Origin of the sequence: Paenibacillus sp. UMB7766-LJ446 (assembly GCF_030226665.1) — a bacterium.
GTDB lineage: Bacteria > Bacillota > Bacilli > Paenibacillales > Paenibacillaceae > Paenibacillus > Paenibacillus vandeheii.
On the sequence record NZ_JASOYM010000031.1, the window covers coordinates 1 to 2,603 of the forward strand.

A 2,603-nucleotide genomic window follows, 5' to 3' on the forward strand; every position below is an offset into this window, starting at 1 on the left:
ACGTGTGACTTGTTCCGCTATAACCGAACAATTCGGGAAAAGCGGGGACTTAACTAAATAAGTCCAACTTTGCGACCGAGAATTGGAAAGAGGGAACCATGTATCCTGAAACAATTCCGTTAATCTCCTGCGTGCGTGACACGGACAGCGTGTCGGGTATGAAGCACAGGTGAAGTCGGCAGAAGGGAAGCTGGAGCCACTCTATTGAGAAGGTATGCTAACTGATATGCCGGATGGCTGAAAAGCGGACTATGGTGAGAATGGTTGTAAAAAACCTGACGAACCTCCGAATGTACGGGTCTAAATTCATAACATATGGAAACATATGTACTGACAGAAGTCAGGGTGGATAGCGTAGAGTACGATTGTAGTCTAGGAAACACGCTATATCGAACAATGGCGATATCAAGTCCACAGGCTCAAAGGAGGCACCTAAGGTCTAGCAAGCATAGCTAGGTCACAAGGTACAAGGAAAGCAAGGAACGTCGATTTACAGGACTGTCATCCTAGACGTCTACTATAAGGCAGAAATTTGCTGAAATGTACTAATCCTTGTGAGAGTAGAGGCACGACCAATGAAGTGGCTGTAATGGCTACGGAGGAACAGCCTCAAGTCTTTTTAGATAATAAACAATTTTTCCGAAAAGTGAATTGCACCGATCAGGTAGGAACGTGGGGAATCACCGTAAGGAGGTGAAGCCACAGTGCAAACTCTTCGATACTGGGACTACTACGACATGACGAGTACTTTTACTGATTTACACGAAAAAGCACTAGGAAGAAAAAAGTTCGATAATTTATACGGGCTAATAAACTCACATCAGAACATCCTCCTAGCTTTTCGAACAATTAAATCAAACAAAGGCTCACTTACACCAGGAACAGATGGCAAAACCATAGAGAATATAAAGACACTAACAGAAGAAGAGATTGTGAGCCACGTAAGAAACAAGCTTTTGAATTATCAACCCAAAAAGGTTAGGCGAGTCCTTATACCAAAACCTAATGGAAAGAAAAGACCGTTAGGCATTCCATGCATAGTTGACAGAATCATTCAGCAATGTTTTAAACAAATTATTGAACCAATTGCGGAAGCTTACTTCTATAAACATAGTTACGGGTTTAGACCGGTAAGATCAACACACAACGCTCTAGCGAGAGTACAACATCTTATAAACACAACCAATCTCCATTATGTCGTTGATGTTGATATTCAAGGATTCTTCGATAATGTGAACCACACATTGCTTTTGAAACAACTATGGAATATGGGTATTAGGGATAAAAGAGTACTTCGAATCATCAGCAAAATGCTTAAAGCTGAAATTGAAGATGAAGGGATACCGTTGAAAGGCACACCACAAGGTGGAATCTTATCTCCTCTCCTGTCAAATGTAGTATTAAATGACTTGGATCAGTGGGTTGCAGGACAATGGACAAACTTCGAAACTCAATACGCCTATGCAGGAGACTATCACAGGATCAGAGCACTCAAGAAAACCAATCTTAAAGAAGGATATATTGTGCGATACGCCGATGATTTTAAAATTCTTTGTCGGGATTGGAAATCAGCTCAGAAGTGGTATCACGCTGTAAGACTCTATCTTAGAGACCGCCTTAAACTAGACATCTCACCCGAAAAATCACAGATTGTAAACCTCAGGAAACGTAAATCTGATTTCCTGGGATTCACAATATGGGCTGAGAAAAAAGGAAAAAGAAGAGTCGCCTATACGGGTATAAATGAAAAGAAGAGAGCAGAAATCAAGAAGCAAGCAAGAGAGCGCATTAAGAATCTGCACAAAGCACCAATTACTCAAAACGCTCTTCTCTTCAATAGCTTTGTACTTGGTTTACACAATTACTTTTCACGTGCAACACATGTTAGTGTAGAGTTCTCACGACTTGCCTTTGATCTGAAAGCATTCACATACAATCGTCTCAAAGTTATTGGTAAATACCAATATCCTGATAATGCCCCGCCAACCTTCAAGAAGTTCTACAGGAACAGATATAGAACCTTTAAGGTCGCAGGTGTATATCTCTTTCCGTTCAGAGATGTAAAAACGGTTAACAACCTATGCTTTCAGCAGACGTTAAATCCGTATACATCAGAAGGAAGAAAGAGACTTCATAGGGATTTAAAGACGGATATTAGATATGAACTAATTAAACTAATGCAGTCAAACATACCAAACCGTAGCATTGAATACCTGGATAACAGACTGAGTAGATATAGTATGCAGGGTGGCAAATGCGAGATATCTGGCATTTTACTAACTGCTGATTACGTGCATTGCCATCATCTTTTGCCAATCCATTTAGGTGGGACAGACGATTTTAGCAATCTACGTATTCTACACAAAGATATCCATAAACTTGTTCATGCTACAAAATCAGAGACGATTGTCAAACTCATGTCGCCGTTTGGATTTTCAGACTCTACGATTCAGAAAATCAACCTGTACCGAAAAATGAGTAACTTGGAACCTATTGTAATAAAAATCTAAAAAGATGGAGCGCCGTGTGCGATGAAAGTCGCACGCACGGTGTGGAGAAGGGGAAAAGGCGGTGATTATATCAAATCCTTACCTATTTCTATT

The 2,603-nt window shown here is 40.5% G+C and carries 1 protein-coding gene; it reads left to right on the top strand.

The annotated features are described in order from the left end of the window. Positions 1-704 precede the first annotated feature (704 nt). A complete protein-coding gene (gene ltrA / locus QP794_RS33035; protein ID WP_285080847.1) occupies positions 705-2,510 on the top strand; it encodes a group II intron reverse transcriptase/maturase in 1,806 nt (601 codons plus the stop codon). Positions 2,511-2,603: the final 93 nt, after the last annotated feature.